Origin of the sequence: Duganella dendranthematis, from assembly GCF_012849375.1 — a bacterium.
GTDB classification, from domain to species: domain Bacteria; phylum Pseudomonadota; class Gammaproteobacteria; order Burkholderiales; family Burkholderiaceae_D; genus Rugamonas; species Rugamonas dendranthematis.
Genome location: NZ_CP051684.1, coordinates 4,113,240 through 4,129,654 on the forward strand (window position 1 = coordinate 4,113,240; position 16,415 = coordinate 4,129,654).

Sequence of the window (16,415 nt, forward strand, 5' to 3'; positions counted from 1 at the left end):
TCACCTCGGTTACTGCTATGTCTTATATCTTGGAAGCGCTGAAGAAGGCGCAAGCTGAACGCCAGCTGGGCAGCGCGCCGACCCTGCACGCGCCGACCCTGCAGTCGGCGGAGGGCGCGGCGCCTGCCCGCTTTAGCAAGCCAATGCTGTGGACGGTGTTGGGTATGGCGGTGTTGATCGGTGTGCTGCTGGTGCTGGTGTGGCGGCCGTCTGCGCCGGTACCGGCGTCGCCTGCGGCCGCCGTTGCACAGCTGCCGGTGGTAGCGTCCGCGCCAATCGCTGTGCCTGCCGCTCCCACGCCGCTGCCGGCGCCGGCGGCGGACTTGCCTCAGTCGGTCGCCAACCTGGCGCGCGCGGCCGTTCCTGAGCAGCAGGTGACGGCGCCTCCGGCGGCCGCCGCGATCCCGCCGACGTCCTCAGCGGCGCCGGCCAAGCCGGTGGCGGTGACCGCCGCCGACGAGCCGGTCGTCAACCTGCGCGACTTGCCGGAGCCGATCCAGCGCGCGATTCCGCCGGTGGCGGTGGGCGGCTACATCTATTCCAAGAACGCCGCCGACCGTTTATTGCTGGTCGATAAGGTTCTGCGCCATGAAGGCGAGGAAGTCGCGCCCGGCCTGCTGCTGGAGAAATTGCAGCCGAAAGAGGCCGTCTTCAACTTCCGCGGCTACCGTTATCGCATTCCCTATTGAATCGTAATCCGCCTGTCATAAAAAAATGATATTTTCTTATTGTTGTGAACTCAGCAAAAGGAAAAATCATGAAACAAATGAAGTGCCTGCCATTCCTGATCGCCGCCGTGGCCTACGTGCCGCGCGCCCACGCGGCCGAGGTGGTCCAGTCGGTTGAACCCAGCAGCATCAGTCTGCTGCTGATTTGCTTCGGCCTGATCGTGCTGGCCGGCGCGCGCCAACCTAGCAGCATCAAAGTCGAGGAGTAATCGGCCCTGCTGCGCCCGCCAACTGTTGCTGCGTATAATGACGAGCATCAATAGGATGGTGAGGTAAGGCAATGCATCAAGTAAGTCCCACGTTCGCGCGCAAGGTGCTGGGAGTGGTCGGCACATCGGGCAGTGGCAAGACCACGCTGCTGGAACATTTGCTGACGCAACTGGCGGCGCAGGGTCTGAAGGTCAATGTCATCAAGCATAGCCACCACGATTTACAGTTCGAGCCGCCGCACAAGGACAGCGCGCGCCTGCGCACCGCCGGCGCGGCCGAGGTGATGGTCGGCTCGCCGTTCCGCTACGCCATCATTCATGAGCTGCGTGACGCGCCCGAGCCGACGCTGGACGAACAGCTGGCGCGCATGTCGCCGGCCGACCTGACGTTGCTGGAAGGCTTCAAGACGTATCCTATCGACAAGCTGGAAGTGCACCGGCTGGAAAACGGCCGGGCGCCGCTGTATCCGCACGACGAGCGGGTGGTGGCGGTGGCGGCCGACCATCCGCGTCCGGATGGCTTACGCGCCAACCTGGCGTGGCTGGATCTGAATCAGCCGGCCGAGGTGCTGGCCTGGTTGCTAACGCATCTGAAAAAAACTTCAGTGCAGGGCTAAAGTTGCCGGTGCGGCCTCCGTTAATTAGGGATAGCTATTAATGGAGGTACGTATGGACGTTACCGGTATTGCTCAACTTTCAACCACGATGGCTGACACTGGCACCAAGCAGGCGGTCGGCGTTGCTGTATTGAAAAAAGCTCAGGACATCCAGGCATCCAGCGCCAGCGCGCTGATCGAGGCGATTCCGCCTGTGCCGAATCTGCCGTCTCACCTCGGCAACACGATTAACACCAAGGCCTGACCGGCCGCCGGCGGACGCGTCCTGCGCCGCCTCGTTGTTCCGCGCAGATCCTGCTGCGCGGCGCGTGTTTGCGCACGCCTTCTTTCCCTCGTGATGATCCAGATGCGGAGCCGCCATATTGCTGGTAGGCTGCTGGTGTTTTTATTTTTAATTCAGGAGATTCAGCATGAACAAACGTCAAGCCTTGATCGCAGCGGCGCTGGCGACGGTGTGCGCGGCGCAGGTAGCCCCGGCTGCTGCGGCCGATGACAAGGAAAAATGCTACGGCGTAGCCAAGGCTGGCCAAAACGATTGCGCCAGCAGCGCGCATTCCTGCGCCGGCCAGTCGAAGACCGATAGCGCGCCGGGCGAGTGGAAATATGTGCCGAAGGGTACGTGCGAGAAGGCCGGCGGCAAGACCACGCCGCCTGCCAAGTAAGACGGATGCCGGCGTCGGCGGATATGGCGCGCGCAGCGGCCGCGCTGGGCGTCGGCGTCGGTTTGCGGGCGCCGCATTACCGGCAATTCCTCGACCATCGGCCGCGCGCCGGCTGGTTGGAGGTGCATAGCGAGAATTATCTCGATGCGGGCGGCTGGGACTGGCATGTGTTGGAGCAGCTGCGGCGCGATTATCCGGTGAGTTTGCATGGCGTTGGCCTGGGGCTGGGCTCGGCGCGCGGTTTTTCAGATGAGCATCTGGCGCGCGTGCGGGCGCTGGTTGAGCGGGTTGAGCCGGTGCTGGTGTCCGAGCATTTGTGCTGGGGCGCGGTGGCGGATCGTCAGCTGAATGACTTGCTGCCGCTGGTGCTGGATCAGGCAGCGCTGGCGCTGATGTGCGCGCGCGTGGACCAGTTGCAGGAGGCGTTGGGGCGGCAGGTATTGCTAGAGAATGTGTCCACGTATGTGCGCTTCCATGCGGATGCGATGAGTGAGGCGGCGTTTCTGGCAGCACTGGCGGCGCGCACTGGGTGTGGCCTGTTGTTGGATATTAATAATTTGTATGTGAATCAGTGCAATCACGGTGAGGATGCGCTGGCGGCCATGCTGGCGATTCCACCGGGTGTGGTGGGCGAGATGCATCTGGCCGGGCATCTGGTGACGCCGCAGGCGGTGATTGATCACCATGGCGATCGGGTGGCCGAGCCGGTTTGGCAATTGTACGAGGCAGCTTTGCAGCGTTTCGGTGCCGTGCCGACCTTGATTGAGTGGGATACGGATCTGCCGTCGCTGGACGTGCTGTTGACCGAGGCGGACCGCGCCGCAGCGTTGCATGCCCGCGCCGCCGCGCCGGCCAGATCACCGGCCACGCTGGCAACGCTACCGGGCGGGGTTGCCGCACCGCCGGCCGCCGCCGCAGCGCCGCCAACCGTGCCCACTGTGCCCGCCATCCTGGCTGGTTCCGCCGCCGCTGTCGAGGCTGGCGACGGCAACAGCATGCTGGCGGATGCGCAGCAATTGTTTGCCGGCGCGCTGCTGGACGACGATTTGAGTGCTCAGGCGCTGGCGCAGTTCAAGTCCGCCGACAGCGAACATCGCTTCGCGCTGTATCGCGGCAACCAGAGCGCCACCTGGTACAAGACGCTGGCGGCCACCTATCCGGTGGTGCTGGCGCTGGTGGGCGACGAATTCTTCGGCGGCCTGGCGCGCGCTTATGGCCGCGCGCAACCGTCCGACAATCCCGATCTGAACCACTTCGGCGCGCGCTTCGCCACCTTCCTGCGCGACTTCCCGCATGCGGCCCAGCTGCCGTATCTGCCAGACCTGGCCGCGCTGGAATGGGCCTTGCATCGTGCGCACTATGCACCGCAGGCGGACGGCCTCAGCGCCGCGCAACTGGCGGCCATCGCGCCGGATCAAATCGAAGAGACCACCTTCCGTCTGCATCCGGCAGTGCAGTTGCTGGCGTCTAAGTGGGCGATAGTGCCGCTGTGGCTGGCGCACCAGCCGGGCAGCGATGTGGCGTTTCCGGAAGAAATGGCGGCCCCCAGCCAGGCGCTGGTGGCGCGACCGCAGTGGCAGTCCGTCGTGCTGCCGCTGGACGCAGCGGCGCACGCCGCCTTGCAGATACTTGCGCAGGGCGGCACTTTTGGCGCCGCGCTAGATGCAGCGTTTGAACTGGACGAGGCGTTTGATGTGGCAGCTACGTTGCAGCAATGGCTGGCGCAAGCAGTGCTGGTGACTTAGTCCGGTTTGTCCGCGTCAGGTGTCGCGCTTGAAGGCGCGCAGCAACTGGGCTTCGCCGGTCAGATCGCGGTGCAGGCGGGCGGCCACGGCGGTCAGTTCGATCATGCGGTCGATGTGCACGTCCTCGAACCGGGCCAGTTCGGCGGTGGCATTTTGCAGCGCATCGGCCAGCTTATTGCGGGCCACCTGGTACAGCGTGCCATGGTACTGGTCGGTGTTTTTCAGCAGTTCTTCGGCATTTTCGATCACTTGCCGCAAGTCGCCCAGCAAGCTCTCCTGGGTGGGGCTGAGTGGTTGCTGACCGTCCATGACATCCCCCTTTAGGCGAACTGGTTGAAATGACAAGCCCGCCTACTATAGCGAGGCCGGGGCGAACCGGCTTGCGCAAGATCAAGCCTGCGCCAGCGCAGTTTAAAGCTTACATCATAATTTCCATAATGCAAGTAATATTACGTTGCAACCACAGTAATATGGATGTCGCCCACGCGCACTTGCTGGCCCGCGCGAATTTTCGCGGTCTTGCGCAATTCCTTTTTGCCGTCGACTTTGACGTCGCCGCTGGCGACGATCATCTTGCCGGCGCCACCGCTGTCGCACAGGCCAACCAGTTTCAATAACTGATTCAGCTCAACAAACTCGCCGTTTAATTCGAAACTTACTTTCTGCATTTTATCCTCTGGTGCCATGATGTGAAGGTGGTGCTGCCCCCGCTTAAGTCTAGTGTAGCGGCATTCCGACAGGCGCGCAGTTTACCCTATCGACGCAACGTCAATCCGATTGCTAGGTAGAAAAGAAGTTGCTATTCTGAGGTAACTGCTGCTTTTTCAGGCAGAGCGCAACGACCTTCCAGCGAGTTGCATCATGAATAAGTTCTCTTTGACCTTGGCAACAGCCAGCCTGCTCGGCGCCGACGCTCTGGCGGCTGATCAGCTGACGCCGCTATCCACTTTCCCCTGGTATGAACCGCGCGCCAGCGCGACTTTGCTTTTCGACTCGGCCGACCGCCAGACGGCGCTGGCCGAGACCTTGCAGCAGGCCGGCACGCGCCGTTTCAGTGCGGTGACTGGCATGCCGCAGCTGCATTTCGGCGCGCTGCCGGACAATCTGAGCTTGCTCGATCCGCTCGGACCGGTGCTCAACGAGCGCGGCAAGCGCTGGCTCAGCAGCGCCGACTTCGAGAAGAAAATGGGGCGCGGCACTGGCATCCTGACGCTCGGCATCCTGCGCGAGGCGGGCGGGGCACCGGGCATGCAGCAGAGCATGTCGATGATGCTGAACACGCGTCCAACCACCACCTTCACCTCGCTGTCGCTAGGCTATGCGCTGACGTCGCGCAGCGCGCTGATGGCGATGGCGTCGTATGGCAAGACCGAGGGCATCGGCAGCCCGGACAGCCTGCTGGCGCAGGTGTCGTCGGTGCGCACGGTGGCGTACAGCGTCGGCTATGTGCGGCGCCAGTGGCTGGCCGACAACGACCGGCTGGCGGTTACCTTATCGATTCCGGCGCGGGTGCGCACCGGTACGCTGGAATACGGCGGCGCGGCGATCAATCTGGCGCCCGCGCCGGGCGCGCTGGCGCTGGGTGTGCCAGTGTTGAATCTGCGGCCTACCGCCACCGAGCGCGACCTGGAATTCAGCTACACCCGCCTGTTCGGGCGCGAGGGCAGCAAGGGGCGGCTGACCGGGGCGCTGATGTGGCGCGTCAATCCCGGTCATGACGCCAACGCGCCCGCGGACGCGCTCATGGGCGTGCGCTACTCCTACGGCTTTTAGCCTTTGGCGCCCGGCCGCGTCATGGCCAGCGGCACGATCCACTGCTCGAACTGCTCGGCGGTGACGTAGCCCAGCGCCAGCGCCGCCTCTTTCAAGGTCGTGCCTTCATGCTGCGCTTGCTTGGCGATGGTGGCGGCCTTGTCGTAGCCGATGTGCGGCGCCAGCGCCGTGACCAGCATCAGCGAACGTTCCATCAATTCCTCGATGCGGCCGCGATTCGGTTCGATGCCATGGACGCAATGTTCCTCGAAGCTGCGCATGCCGTCGGCCAGCAGGCGCGCGCTTTGCAGGAAATTGTGGGCGATCATCGGCTTGTACACGTTCAGCTCAAAGTTGCCGGAGGCGCCGCCCATGGTGATGGCAACGTCGTTGCCGAATACCTGGCACGCCAGCATGGTCAGCGCTTCGCACTGGGTCGGGTTGACCTTGCCCGGCATGATAGAGCTGCCCGGCTCGTTTTCCGGGATGCTGATCTCGCCCAGGCCGGAGCGCGGGCCGGACGCCATCCAGCGCACGTCGTTGGCGATTTTCATCAGCGCGGCGGCCAGCGTTTTCAGCGCGCCGTGGGCGGACAGCAGGGCGTCGTGGCCGGCCAGCGCGGCGAATTTGTTGTCGGCGGTCTTGAACGGCAGCTTTAACGCATGATCCAGCTCGGCGGCGATGCGGGTGGCGTACTCTGGATGCGAATTGAGACCGGTGCCGACCGCTGTGCCGCCGGCCGCCAGTTGCAGCACGCCGGGCAGCGCCGCTTCGATCGCGTGGGTGGCGAAGTCGAGGTGGGCGACGTAGCCGGAAAATTCCTGGCCCAAGGTCAGCGGGGTGGCGTCCTGCAGGTGGGTGCGGCCGATTTTAACGATGTCGGCGAAGGCCTCGGCCTTGGCGTGCAGGCTGTCGCGCAACTGCTTGATGGCCGGCAGCACGTTATGCGCCAGCGCCTGGGCGGCGGCGACGTGGATGGCGGTGGGGAAGATGTCGTTGGACGACTGGCCCTTGTTGACGTCGTCATTCGGGTGCAGCTTGCGTTCTTCGCCGCGCACGCCACCCATCAGCTCGGACCCGCGGTTGGCCAGCACTTCGTTCATGTTCATATTGGACTGCGTGCCGGAGCCGGTTTGCCACACGGCCAGCGGGAATTCGCCAGGGTGGCGGTTGGCCAGCACTTCGTCGGCGGCCTGGGTGATGGCGATGGCTTTCGGGCCGTCCAGCAGGCCGAGGTCGAGGTTGACGCGGGCGGCGGCGCGTTTGACGCTGGCCAGCGCGTGAATCAGTTCCAGCGGCATTTTCTCCGTGGAGATGCGGAAATGTTCCAGCGAGCGCTGGGTTTGCGCGCCCCACAGTTGGGCGTCGGGAACGTCGATCGGGCCGAAACTGTCACGTTCACTACGGGTGCTCATGGTGAATCCTTGGTAGTAAAAGAAGGTATTTGAGTGTAGCGCAGTTTGCAAAAATTAACCGAGGGCTACAAAATTGGGAATTTCCGCCGTTATAGCTGTTATACCTTTTGAATTCTCGCCTGACCGCGATCCTGGATGATGCCGCTTAAGTCTTTGCTAACTTCGATTTGCGCCCTGGCCGTGGCCGGCGCCACGCTGGGCGTCTCTGCCGCCGAGCTGGGGGATATCGCGCCGCGCTCGTATATCGGCCAGCCGCTGGCGGTGGATATCGACCTGGTGGCGCTGACGCCGGAGGAGGTGGCGGGTTTGCAGGTGCGGCTGGCGGACGGCAATGTGTATCGCGGCGCCAATGTGACCATGAATCCGGCGCTGGCGTCGGTGCGCTTGCAGGTGGAGCGGCGTGGTACCAGGTCGGTATTGCATGTGACGACCACGCGGGCGGTGGATGCGGATTATGTGCATTTGTATGTAGAGCTGGGCGTGCCGGGCAAGCAGGATGTGCGGCTGGCCACGGTGTGGTTGCAGAAGGATCCGAATCCGCCGGCGCCGGTGGTGGTGGCGCCGCCTGCGCCTGCCGTGCCGCCAGCCAGCGCGATGACACCGGCGCAGGCGGAGCAAATTACGGCGCAAGCCAGGGCGGCGCGGTTGGCGGGCAGCGGAGCGGCCCGGACGGCGCCGCAGACGGCCCCCAGCGCGACGACGGGGGCTTCGGCCGCGACGGGTAGCGTGGCGAAGCCGGCCGGCGCCGAGGCGGCTGTGTCCAGCGGTGTCGCGAGCGGCGCGTCGACGGCTGCGGCGCAGGTGGCCGGGCAGGCGGCCAATTCGGTGGCCGGTGCAGCGTCGAGTGCGCCAGCGCGGGATCGCAGCAAGCCGGCGCCGTTGCCGTCGGTGCATGAGTCGGAAACTGGCGTGCCGGGCGAGGTTAAAGCAGCGGGGCAGGCGCGGCGGATCGCCGGCGTGTGGGTCGGCGCGGATGGTAAGGTCCTGAAGACGCCGCCACGCGAGGAGGTGGCCGAGGTGCCGGTCGGTGTGGCGCAGGCATTGTTGCCGTTGGCGCCGCTGCCGTTGCCCAAAGGCGTCAAGCGGCCGGCGCCGGTTTCCTGCGCGCCGAGCGGCATCAGTGCCAAGGAATGCGTGGCGCTGGATAATCATAACGCCGAGCTGTCCAGCAAGCTGCTGGAGCTGGAAGGCAAGATGAAAGCCTTGCAGGGTGCGCTGGGTGGCGCGTCACCAGCAGCTATCAGCGCGGGTGCGCAGCAGGGCAAGGCAGCTGCGGCGCATGGCGCGGCGACAACGCCTGCGACGGCAGCAAGCGCGCCACAGGCTGCGGCAAAGGCGCCTGCACTGTCGGCGGCGCTGGCGGCATCCGGCGCAACTGCGGGGGCGGCGCACGGCGAGCCGGCAATCAAGGCGACGTCTTCGCCGCCTGGCGCAGCGTCGCACGGTGCTTCGGCGGCGGCCAGCTTGTCGGCGCAGGGTCGCACGGAGATGAATGCGGCGCAGGCGGCTACAGGGGCGGAGGGCAGTGCGGCGGCATCGGCCGCTGCTTCGGCCGCCGCGTCCAGCGAGGCAGCCAGTGTGCCGGCTGGGCCAGTCAAGAAGATCCGCGTGTTGCCCAAGCTGAAGTATAAAAAGGAAAAGCCGCCCGAGGCGCCGACCGATTACACCATGCCGCTGGTGGCCGGGGCGGTCGGCCTACTGGCGCTGCTGGGCGCGGGCTTCCTCTGGTGGCGCAAGAAAAAATCCGGCCGTGGCCCGCTGCAAATCTGGCAGGGCTTCCGCAAGAAGAAACCAGCCGACGCTGCGCCAGCCGCCGAGCCTGCGCATGCACCGACAGCCGAATCGGTGGCTTCGTAATGCGTTAAACGCATAAGCTTATTGCTGGAAGCTCTGTCTTCACTCAAACGATCTGGGGTATAGTGTTTGGCGCTATTTTCCCACCATTGAAAGAGTCCCATGAGCGCAGCAGAACACTATCAGGCCTTCAAGCAACTCGGCCTCAAACTCGACATGTCACGCGGCAAGCCGGCGCCGGAGCAGCTGGACCTTTCCAACGCCCTGGCCGAAGCGCTGCCGACTTACAAAGCCGCCGACGGCACCGATGCCCGTAACTACGGCGGCACCATCGGCCTGCCGGAAGCGCGCGCGCTGTTCGCCGAGCTGCTGGACGTGCCGGCCGCGCAAGTCGTAGTTGACAGCAGCGCCAGCCTGTCGTTGATGCACGATGTGATTGTCTACAGCCTGCTGAACGGCGTGCCCGGCCATGCGCCATGGGTGCAGAATCCGGTGACCTTCCTGTGCCCGGTACCGGGCTATGACCGTCACTTCGCCATCTGCGAAGCGCGCGGCATCAAGATGATCAATGTGCCGATGAATGCCGATGGTCCGGACATGGATCTGGTGGAAAAGCTGGTGGCGGAAGACGCCAGCATCAAGGGCATGTGGATTGTGCCGAAGTACAGCAATCCGGGCGGCGTGGTGTACTCGGATCAGGTGGTGCAGCGCCTGGCGGCGATGAAGACGGCGGCGCCGGACTTCCGCCTGCTGTGGGATGACGCTTACCGCTTCCACCATCTGGGTGAAAAAAATGTGGCCGTGGCCAATATCCTGGCGGCGTGCGAGACGGCCGGCAATCCGGACCGGGCGATTGTGTTCGCGTCGTCGTCCAAGATCAGCTGGGCAGGTTCGGGCGTGGCGGCGCTGGCAGCCTCGCCGGCCAATATCGCCTGGTGGACCAAGCTGTCGGGCATCCGCAGCATCGGCCCGGACAAGATCAACCAGCTGCGCCATGTGCGCTTCCTGAAAGACCTGCCGACGGTGGAAGCGCTGATGGAACAGCATCGCCAACTGCTGAAGCCGAAGTTTGACGCCGTGCTGGCGCAGTTCCAGGCGTTGCTGGGCGACGTGCCGGGCGTGTCGTGGACGCATCCGGACGGCGGCTATTTCATCGATCTGATTACGCCGGATGGCGCCGCTAAGCGCACTGTGGAGCTGGCCAAGGAGGCGGGCATCGTGCTGACGCCGGCTGGCGCGGCGTTCCCGTATGGCCTCGATCCGCTGGACCGTCATATCCGCATCGCGCCGAGCTTCCCGTCGCTGGCGGAAATCAACCAGGCGGCGCAGGGGATTGCATTGTCGCTCAAGCTTGCGTTAGCGAGCTGAGCATAAAAAAAGCGCCTTACGAGGCGCTTTTTTATTGGGGCGGCGGCTACGCTTACTGGCGGGCCATGCCGGGGATGGTGTTCATCCATGGATCGGTCACGTCGCGGATTTCGCGGTCGTTGGCCAGGATTTGTTTCAGCAGATCGATCTTGCGCAGGCGTTGGCCGCCGTTCAGCGCCGTCACGCCGGTGCTGGCAGCCCGTGCTTCAGTAGCGCACTGACCTTCCAGCTGGCTCAGGCGGTCCATATCTCCCATGCGTGCAGCGGCAGCCATTTGATTGGTCAAACCGGCAATGTTTTCGTACATCGAGAGGACTTCGGAAGAGGTCATAATTCCACCTGGCTAGTTAGCGCGGAGTACCGCATGTCCTGATTAACGTCGCCTTGAGCGGGAACTTTAGGGCTTTTTGAAAAAAAAAGTGAAAAAAAATCCGCCTGCGGTTAAACAGGCGGATTTTGATGTCGAAAGTTTACTTATTTGACCAGTTCTTCCAGGCCGGCGCTCAATTCATCCGGCGGCGGCATGTCGTCGATCAGGGCGTTGTCGTCCAGGCCCAGTTCTTCAGCCAGGTCGGTTGGGTAGCAGGCGGCGATCTCTTCGTCGGTCAGTTCGGCCTGGGCCACGCGCGCGCGCCAGGCGGCCAGCGAAACCACGGCGGCCAGGCGGTTCAGTTCGCCATTGTGATGTGGTTCAGGGAAGGCCACGATGGTTTCCGAGAACGCGACCGGGAATTTCCAGCGCTTGGCCAGTTCGGCGCCGACGTCGGCGAAGGTGTAGCCCAGTGAGGCGCGCTCGGCGTCCAGGCGGCGGGCGTCCATCGGACCGGCGACTTTATCCAGCGCCATCGCCTGTTCCGGCGCGGCCGAGTGGATCACCAGCTGGCCGATAGCGTGCATCATGCCGATGGTGAAGGCGAGGTCGGTGTTTTCCTTGGTTTTCTTGGCGATCCATTTAGCCGACACCGCAGTGTGCAGGCTGTAGCGCCAGAATTGCTTCAGGTCGAGGCCGGGCACGGTCTTGAAGCCACTGACCAGGCCGGAGCTGATGACCAGCGTGCGCACGGTGACGAAGCCGAGCATCAGCACGGCGTCTTCGACGGTACCGATGCTGCGCGAGACGTGGTAGTAGGCCGAGTTGGCCAGACGCAGCAGCTTGGCGCTCAGTACCGGGTCCGTCGACAATTTCTTTGCGATCTCTTCGGTCGAGACGCTGGCCTTGTCGAAACTGCTGATCAGCTCTTCCACGACTTTAGGCGCGGTCGGCAACGCAGTTGGATTCTGGAACAGGGCATCAAGTTTCATATTTAATCTCCTCGGTGTTAATTGCGTTGCTATAAGCTAACTATATAGGGAAACTTCGTATAGCAGAAGGGATTTGGCGGCTTTCGTCGCTTTTCAGTATGGCGGTATACTCGCCGAATGAAAATTGAAGCCATTACCCAGACCACGCTGCGACATTACGAGCGGACCGCCGAGCAGTTCTTCGCTGGCACCATCGATCATGATGTGAGTCAGAACATTGCGGCTTTGCTGGAGGCGATCGAGGCGCCGGCACCGTACCGCTTGCTGGACCTGGGCTGCGGGCCAGGCCGCGATTTGAAGACGTTCAAGACGATGGGGCATGAGCCGATCGGCATCGATGGCTCGGCCAAGTTTGTCGAGATGGCGCGCGGCTACAGTGGCTGCGAAGTGTGGCAGCAGGATTTTGTTGAACTCGATTTGCCGGCGGCGTTTTTCGATGGCGTCTACGCCAATGCTTCGCTGTTCCACGTGCCCAGCGCGGCGCTGCCCAAGGTGCTGCGTGACTTGCACGCGTCGTTGAAAACCGGCGGCGTGTTGTTCAGCTCGAATCCGCGTGGAGATAACAGTGAAGGCTGGAACGGCCCGCGCTACGGTAGCTACTACGACTATGAAACCTGGCTGCGTTACCTGACCGAAGCAGGCTTTGCTGAGGTCCAACATTACTACCGTCCAAGTGGTCTGCCGCGTGAGCAACAGCCTTGGTTGGCCAGTGTGTGGCGCTGCGTTCGTCAGCGCACGGAAGCATCGACTTGAGCAGCCTATAGTAGAACCCATGCACACAACACTGGGTTGTGTCACTAGCTACGAAGGAGTTCATCATGAACAAGGATCAAGTCAAAGGTACTCTGAAAGACGTCGGCGGTAAAATTCAGGAAGAAGCCGGTAAACTGGTCGGCAGCTCCGAGCAGCAAGCCAAGGGCCTGAACAAACAGGCTGAAGGTAAAGTCCAAAAGGGCTACGGCGACGCTAAAGAAGCCGTCAAAGATACCGTGAACGACATCAACAAGGGCAACCGTTAATCGGGCCTGCGATGAAAAAAAAGCCGCTGATCTCAGCGGCTTTTTTCTGTTTGCTATTAACGATTACTTCGATGTTTCGGGCTGCAAGTTCTTCTTGAAGAAGGCCTCGATGTTGCCGTACACATGGCGCTGCGGCGCGCGGCCGGAGATGCCGTGCTTGGCGCCTGGGTAGGTCATCAGATCGAAATGCACGTTACGCTTGACCAGCGCGTCGATCATGCGCGTGGTGTTGGTGAACAGCACGTTGTCGTCCGCCATGCCATGCATCAGCAACAGCGGCGATTTCAGACCATCCAGATGCGAGTACACGCCGCTGTATTCATAGCCAGCCGCGTTTTCTTTCGGCGTGCCCATGAACTGCTCGGTGTAGTGGGTGTCGTACAGCGACCAGTCGGTCACCGGAGCAACCGATACGCCCATGGCGATCTTGTCCGACGCTTCCGCCAGCAGGCGCAAGGTCATGAAGCCGCCGTAGCTCCAGCCGAACACGCCAATGCGCTTGGCATCCACGAAGCTCTGCTTGCCCAGCCACTCAACGCCAGTCAGCTGATCTTCCACTTCCACGCGTCCCAACTGGTGGTAGTTGGCGTCGGTGAAGGCGCGCTCACGACGTGACGAACCACGGTTATCCAGACGCCACACCACAAAGCCTTGCTGCGCCATGTACTGGTCGAAGAAGTTGCCCCACCGACGCGACACGTGCTGCGAGTGCGGGCCGCCGTAGGTCGACAGGAACACTGGATATTTTTTCGACGCGTCAAAGCCGCTTGGCTTGATGATCGAGTAGTACAGCGTCTGGCCGTCCTTGGCTTTCAGCGTGCCGTATTCGGTTTTCAGGTGCGCGTCCTGATACTTGGCGTATGGATGGCTGGCGTTCAGTTCGTTGTGTTCCAGCCATTCGATCATGGCGCCGTCCGGCTTGCGGATGCTGACTTGCGGCGGCGTGTCCGGGCTGGAATAGGTGTCGACAAACACTTCGCCGTTGCGGGCGAAGGACGAATCGTGCCAGCCGTCGCCTTGCGTCACGCGGGTCGGCTTGTCGGCGGTGCTGCCGTCCAGCTTGAGCGCATAGGTCTGGCTGTCGATGACAGCGTCGCGGTTGGACTGCACGAACACGCGGCCGTTTTTCTCGTCCAGCGCCAGCAGGCGGTCGATGCCCCACTTGCCTTTGCTGATGGCGTGCTTCAGCTTGCCATCCAGGTCGTACAAGTACAGGTGCTTGTAGCCGTCGCGTTCGGACGACCAGATGAAGCTCTTGTTATCCGACAGGAAGCGAAGGTCGTCGAAGATGCTGACCCAGGTCGGCGAGGTTTCGGTGATCAGCACTTTTTGCGCCAGCGTGGCGGCATCCACCGACACCAGTTCCAGTTTCTTCTGGTCGCGGCTCTGGCGCTGGAACAGCAAGGCTTTGCTGTTGGCGCTCCAGTCGGCGCGCACCAGGTAGATGTCCTTGTTGGCGCCGAGTTCGACGTCGCGGATCGCGCCGGTTTCAGGCGAAACAATTTTCAGCTCGACCAGCACGTTCGGATCGCCGGCGGCCGGGTAGCGCTGCTCGACCACTTCGGTACGGTCGGCGAAGATTTCAAAGCGGCGCACCACTGGCACCGGTGCTTCGTCGTAGCGTTTGTAGGCGATGGCGGAATCGTCCGGCGCCCAGTAGTAGCCGGTGGTCTGCGCCATTTCTTCCTGCGCCACGAATTCGGCTTCGGCATTGTGGATGGTGCCCTTGCCGTCGCTGGTCAGCTGCTTTTCCTTGCCGGTGTTGAGATCGATGACGAACAGGTTCTGGTCGCGCACGAAGGACACATAGCGGCCCAGCGGTGAAATCTTCGGATCGAGCACGTTGCCGGAAGCGACCATGCGCGCGCTGTCCGGCTTGGCGACATCGATCAGGTACAGGTTGCCGGCGATCGGCACCAGCAGGCGCTTGCCGTCCGGCGACCAGCTGTAGCTCAGAATGCCTTTCAGGCTGGCGGTGCGGGCGCGCTCGCGGCGGGCCTTCTCGGCGTCCGACAGGTTTTCTTCCGGCACCAGCACTTTGGAGTCGACCAGGCGGTGCGTGGTTTTGTCCTTGAGGTTGTATTCCCACAGATCCAGCTGGAACTGGTTGTCGTCACGGCCGCGCAGGAAGGTGACGCGGGCGCCGTCCGGCGACACTTTCAGGTTGCGCACGCCGGGGCCGCTCAACGACGGATCGTTGTGTATGCGGTCCAGGGTCAGTTTTTCTGCGGAGGCGTTGGCGCCGGCCAGCAGGGCAAGGAAGCAAAGAATGAATCGCATGGTCTCTCTCTAATTGGCAGAATCCAAGACGATACCAGACGCACACGCCTGTGGCGAGACAGCAAGATTGGGAATCCGCGCCGGAAAACCGTTTTTCCTTCGGCGTCGGGCCGCCTGGACGGCCGGCTAGGACCGTGCTGCCCGGACACGCGCCAGCGACAGGCGGTGCAGCGACCAGCTGAGCAGCACCGCCGCCACCGTCAGGCCGATGGTCAGGCCGATCCAGAAGCCGGCCGCCGCCATGTCGTGAGCCAGTCCAAGCCAGCAGCCGAGCGGCAGTGCGAAGCCCCAGAACGCCAGCAACTGGATCTGCATCGGCTGGCGCGTCACCTTGTAGCCGCGAATCGCGCTGGAGGTGGCCACCTGGGTGGCGTCCGACAACTGGAACAGCGCCGCGAACACCAGCAGATGCGCGCACAGCGCCTGCACCGCCAGGTCGGAAGTGTAGGCGGCGGCGATCTGGTGGCGCCAGGTCACCATCAGCAGCGCCGACAGCACGCCGAACGCCAGCGACATGCCTACGCCGACCCACGCCACAAAGCGCGCCCGCACCGGATCACCTTCACCGACCGCCTGGCCGACGCGGGTGATCAGCGCAATGCCAAAGCTGAGCGGCACCATGAAGGTCAGCGAACTGAAATTCAGCGCGATCTGGTTGGCGGAAATTTCCACCACGCCGTAGCGCGCCACCAGCAGGCTGACCAGGCCAAAGGCGCTGACTTCGGCAAAATAGGTGATGCCGATCGGCAGGCCAAGGCGCAGCATCGGCTTGATCGCGGCCCATTGCGGGCCTTCCCAGTGGCTGAACGGATAAGTGGCGCGGTAGGCCGGCGCGCGGCGGATCCACAGCAGCATGGCGCCCAGCATCAGCCACATACACAGGCCGGTCGATACGGCGCAGCCGAGGCCGCCCAGCGCCGGCAAGCCCCAGTGGCCGAACACCAGCAGCCAGTTAACCAACACATTGAACAGCAGGCCGAGGATGGCGATCACCATCACCGGCTTGGTTTCGTTGATGCTGGTGCTGTAGCCGTAGAGCGCGCGGTAGGCGGCCAGCGGCGGCAGACCGATACTGATGATGTGAACGAACAGCTCCGCCTGCCGCTGCACATGCGGCGCCAGGCGCAGGTAGTCGAACACCAGCGTCGCCAGATTGGCCAGCAGCATCGCCACCAGGCCGACGCCGAGCGCCTTCCACAGCGACTGCCGCACCGCGTGCGGGATTTTATCCAGCGCGCCGGCGCCAACATCGTGCGCGACGATGCTGTTAATCGCCATCATCACGCCACTGACCGTGACCAGCACGATGGCCCACACCGAGGCGCCGAGCGACACCGCCGCCAGTTGGTCGGCGCTGGTGTGGCCGGTCATGGCGACATCGGCCACGCCCATGCCGACCGTGGCCAGCTGGCCGATCAATACCGGCCAGGCCAGCTGCCACAGGGCGGCGCTTTCGCGGCGGATATTGGACAAGGTAAAGGTATGCGGCATCGGCGAGGAGGAAATAAAGAGGTTACAGAATCG

General features: G+C 63.2%; 18 protein-coding genes. 11 read left to right on the forward strand and 7 right to left on the reverse strand.

Translation table 11 applies throughout. The features are described from left to right. Positions 1–17: 17 nt before the first annotated feature. The 6 genes from HH213_RS18800 to bufB all read left to right on the forward strand — a co-directional run bounded on the left by HH213_RS18800 (position 18) and on the right by bufB (position 3,961). Positions 18–689, forward strand: coding sequence for a general secretion pathway protein GspB (locus tag HH213_RS18800; protein WP_169113237.1), 672 nt, complete (start codon positions 18–20; stop codon positions 687–689). Between the two features lie 68 nt (positions 690–757). Continuing rightward, positions 758–937 carry a hypothetical protein gene (locus tag HH213_RS18805; protein ID WP_169113238.1) on the forward strand — a complete coding sequence of 60 codons (180 nt, stop codon included), beginning with the start codon at positions 758–760 and terminating at the stop codon, positions 935–937. A gap of 71 nt (positions 938–1,008) precedes the next feature. After that, complete coding sequence (gene mobB, locus HH213_RS18810; protein ID WP_169113239.1) at positions 1,009–1,554, forward strand: molybdopterin-guanine dinucleotide biosynthesis protein B; 546 nt, start codon at positions 1,009–1,011, stop codon at positions 1,552–1,554. Positions 1,555–1,606: 52 nt separating this feature from the next. Continuing rightward, entirely contained in the window at positions 1,607–1,798 is a 192-nt protein-coding gene (locus HH213_RS18815) for a YjfB family protein (protein ID WP_110846895.1), read from the forward strand. A gap of 166 nt (positions 1,799–1,964) precedes the next feature. Further along, on the forward strand, positions 1,965–2,216 hold the full coding sequence (locus HH213_RS18820; protein ID WP_169113240.1) for a BufA1 family periplasmic bufferin-type metallophore: 252 nt from the start codon (positions 1,965–1,967) through the stop codon (positions 2,214–2,216). Positions 2,217–2,239: 23 nt separating this feature from the next. After that, positions 2,240–3,961: an MNIO family bufferin maturase gene (gene bufB / locus HH213_RS18825; protein ID WP_169113241.1), complete on the forward strand. Its 1,722-nt coding sequence runs from the start codon at positions 2,240–2,242 to the stop codon at positions 3,959–3,961. A 15-nt stretch (positions 3,962–3,976) separates the two neighbouring features. On the opposite strand, the gene HH213_RS18830 is transcribed toward bufB, so the two are convergent. Further along, on the reverse strand, positions 3,977–4,270 hold the full coding sequence (locus tag HH213_RS18830) for a hypothetical protein (RefSeq protein ID WP_169113242.1): 294 nt from the start codon (positions 4,268–4,270) through the stop codon (positions 3,977–3,979). 140 nt (positions 4,271–4,410) lie between these two features. Next, positions 4,411–4,629, reverse strand: coding sequence for an RNA-binding S4 domain-containing protein (locus HH213_RS18835; RefSeq protein ID WP_110846892.1), 219 nt, complete (start codon positions 4,627–4,629; stop codon positions 4,411–4,413). 193 nt (positions 4,630–4,822) lie between these two features. Here HH213_RS18835 and HH213_RS18840 point away from each other — a divergent pair, with 193 nt between their 5' ends. Next, entirely contained in the window at positions 4,823–5,734 is a 912-nt protein-coding gene (locus tag HH213_RS18840; RefSeq protein ID WP_169113243.1) for a hypothetical protein, read from the forward strand. Here the strand turns inward: HH213_RS18840 and fumC are convergent. Then, positions 5,731–7,128 (reverse strand): class II fumarate hydratase, encoded by a 1,398-nt coding sequence (fumC, locus tag HH213_RS18845; RefSeq protein ID WP_169113244.1) that lies wholly within the window; start codon positions 7,126–7,128, stop codon positions 5,731–5,733. The two genes, HH213_RS18840 and fumC, sit on opposite strands and share 4 nt — an antisense overlap. A gap of 153 nt (positions 7,129–7,281) precedes the next feature. Here fumC and HH213_RS18850 point away from each other — a divergent pair, with 153 nt between their 5' ends. Beyond that, positions 7,282–8,985, forward strand: a complete 1,704-nt coding sequence (locus HH213_RS18850; RefSeq protein ID WP_169113245.1) for a type IV pilus assembly protein FimV — start codon at positions 7,282–7,284, stop codon at positions 8,983–8,985. Positions 8,986–9,084: 99 nt separating this feature from the next. Continuing rightward, the gene (locus HH213_RS18855) at positions 9,085–10,290 is read left to right on the forward strand and encodes an aspartate aminotransferase type Ic (RefSeq protein ID WP_169113246.1); all 1,206 of its coding nucleotides are present in this window, start codon (positions 9,085–9,087) and stop codon (positions 10,288–10,290) included. Between the two features lie 52 nt (positions 10,291–10,342). On the opposite strand, the gene HH213_RS18860 is transcribed toward HH213_RS18855, so the two are convergent. Together HH213_RS18860 and HH213_RS18865 are read right to left on the reverse strand one after the other, a co-directional pair. Continuing rightward, entirely contained in the window at positions 10,343–10,621 is a 279-nt protein-coding gene (locus tag HH213_RS18860) for a flagellar protein FliT (RefSeq protein ID WP_110846887.1), read from the reverse strand. 143 nt (positions 10,622–10,764) lie between these two features. Next, the gene (locus HH213_RS18865) at positions 10,765–11,592 is read right to left on the reverse strand and encodes an HDOD domain-containing protein (RefSeq protein ID WP_110846886.1); all 828 of its coding nucleotides are present in this window, start codon (positions 11,590–11,592) and stop codon (positions 10,765–10,767) included. A gap of 117 nt (positions 11,593–11,709) precedes the next feature. On the opposite strand from HH213_RS18865, the gene HH213_RS18870 reads away from it, so the two are divergent. Then, positions 11,710–12,345 (forward strand): class I SAM-dependent methyltransferase, encoded by a 636-nt coding sequence (locus HH213_RS18870; protein WP_169113247.1) that lies wholly within the window; start codon positions 11,710–11,712, stop codon positions 12,343–12,345. 65 nt (positions 12,346–12,410) lie between these two features. After that, the gene (locus HH213_RS18875; RefSeq protein WP_110846884.1) at positions 12,411–12,611 is read left to right on the forward strand and encodes a CsbD family protein; all 201 of its coding nucleotides are present in this window, start codon (positions 12,411–12,413) and stop codon (positions 12,609–12,611) included. Between the two features lie 63 nt (positions 12,612–12,674). Here the strand turns inward: HH213_RS18875 and HH213_RS18880 are convergent, their stop codons facing one another. Both HH213_RS18880 and HH213_RS18885 read right to left on the reverse strand, forming a co-directional pair. Next, positions 12,675–14,891, reverse strand: coding sequence for a S9 family peptidase (locus tag HH213_RS18880; protein WP_169113248.1), 2,217 nt, complete (start codon positions 14,889–14,891; stop codon positions 12,675–12,677). Between the two features lie 126 nt (positions 14,892–15,017). Next, entirely contained in the window at positions 15,018–16,382 is a 1,365-nt protein-coding gene (locus tag HH213_RS18885) for an MATE family efflux transporter (protein WP_169113249.1), read from the reverse strand. Between the last annotated feature and the right edge of the window lie 33 nt (positions 16,383–16,415).

Excerpts from the sequence above, each read along its gene's own strand:
- HH213_RS18800 (WP_169113237.1), top strand. The coding sequence starts at position 18 with ATGTCTTATATCTTGGAAGCGCTGAAGAAGGCGCAAGCTGAACGCCAG.
- HH213_RS18805 (WP_169113238.1), top strand. The coding sequence starts at position 758 with ATGAAACAAATGAAGTGCCTGCCATTCCTGATCGCCGCCGTGGCCTAC.
- mobB (WP_169113239.1), top strand. The coding sequence starts at position 1,009 with ATGCATCAAGTAAGTCCCACGTTCGCGCGCAAGGTGCTGGGAGTGGTC.
- HH213_RS18815 (WP_110846895.1), top strand. The coding sequence starts at position 1,607 with ATGGACGTTACCGGTATTGCTCAACTTTCAACCACGATGGCTGACACT.
- HH213_RS18820 (WP_169113240.1), top strand. The coding sequence starts at position 1,965 with ATGAACAAACGTCAAGCCTTGATCGCAGCGGCGCTGGCGACGGTGTGC.
- bufB (WP_169113241.1), top strand. The coding sequence starts at position 2,240 with ATGGCGCGCGCAGCGGCCGCGCTGGGCGTCGGCGTCGGTTTGCGGGCG.
- HH213_RS18830 (WP_169113242.1), bottom strand. The coding sequence starts at position 4,270 with ATGGACGGTCAGCAACCACTCAGCCCCACCCAGGAGAGCTTGCTGGGC.
- HH213_RS18835 (WP_110846892.1), bottom strand. The coding sequence starts at position 4,629 with ATGCAGAAAGTAAGTTTCGAATTAAACGGCGAGTTTGTTGAGCTGAAT.
- HH213_RS18840 (WP_169113243.1), top strand. The coding sequence starts at position 4,823 with ATGAATAAGTTCTCTTTGACCTTGGCAACAGCCAGCCTGCTCGGCGCC.
- fumC (WP_169113244.1), bottom strand. The coding sequence starts at position 7,128 with ATGAGCACCCGTAGTGAACGTGACAGTTTCGGCCCGATCGACGTTCCC.
- HH213_RS18855 (WP_169113246.1), top strand. The coding sequence starts at position 9,085 with ATGAGCGCAGCAGAACACTATCAGGCCTTCAAGCAACTCGGCCTCAAA.
- HH213_RS18860 (WP_110846887.1), bottom strand. The coding sequence starts at position 10,621 with ATGACCTCTTCCGAAGTCCTCTCGATGTACGAAAACATTGCCGGTTTG.
- HH213_RS18865 (WP_110846886.1), bottom strand. The coding sequence starts at position 11,592 with ATGAAACTTGATGCCCTGTTCCAGAATCCAACTGCGTTGCCGACCGCG.
- HH213_RS18870 (WP_169113247.1), top strand. The coding sequence starts at position 11,710 with ATGAAAATTGAAGCCATTACCCAGACCACGCTGCGACATTACGAGCGG.
- HH213_RS18875 (WP_110846884.1), top strand. The coding sequence starts at position 12,411 with ATGAACAAGGATCAAGTCAAAGGTACTCTGAAAGACGTCGGCGGTAAA.
- HH213_RS18880 (WP_169113248.1), bottom strand. The coding sequence starts at position 14,891 with ATGCGATTCATTCTTTGCTTCCTTGCCCTGCTGGCCGGCGCCAACGCC.
- HH213_RS18885 (WP_169113249.1), bottom strand. The coding sequence starts at position 16,382 with ATGCCGCATACCTTTACCTTGTCCAATATCCGCCGCGAAAGCGCCGCC.